Raw genomic sequence first — 380 nt, forward strand, 5'->3', positions numbered from 1 at the left:
CGCCCCGGCCGGTTTGGGTAGGTCCAGTGCCGGGCGACCAGCCGGCGATGCCAGCAAGGACCGTGGCGGGAGTGACGAGCCGGTGCATCTTCAGAGCCCGGGGGAGAAGCCTGATCAGGGCGCTGAGCGTAGCCCCCGATCGGCCCAGTCCAACCGCGGCCTCGGGTTGGCCCGGCGTAGCACTGCGTTCTCGTGGCGGAGGACCAGGATCTCCACGTCCTTGGCCGCACTGGTCTCGGGGAACAGGGTCAGCCACTCGGCGATGCGGCAGAACACGAGGTAGAGCATGCGTAGCGACACGAGCAACGATCCTGCCCGACAGCAGTGCAGGCCATTGCGCCTGATCAACCACGGTAAGCGGGTTTTGGCACCCGACAGGC

At 67.6% G+C, this 380-nt stretch carries 1 pseudogene; it reads right to left on the reverse strand.

Features of this window, described 5'->3' with window-relative positions:
* A pseudogene (locus I8N68_RS34135) lies at positions 1-288 on the reverse strand (helix-turn-helix domain-containing protein); the annotation flags it as partial.
* Positions 289-380: the final 92 nt, after the last annotated feature.

Origin of the sequence: Micromonospora coerulea (assembly GCF_016598485.1) — a bacterium.
Classification (GTDB): domain Bacteria; phylum Actinomycetota; class Actinomycetes; order Mycobacteriales; family Micromonosporaceae; genus Micromonospora; species Micromonospora coerulea.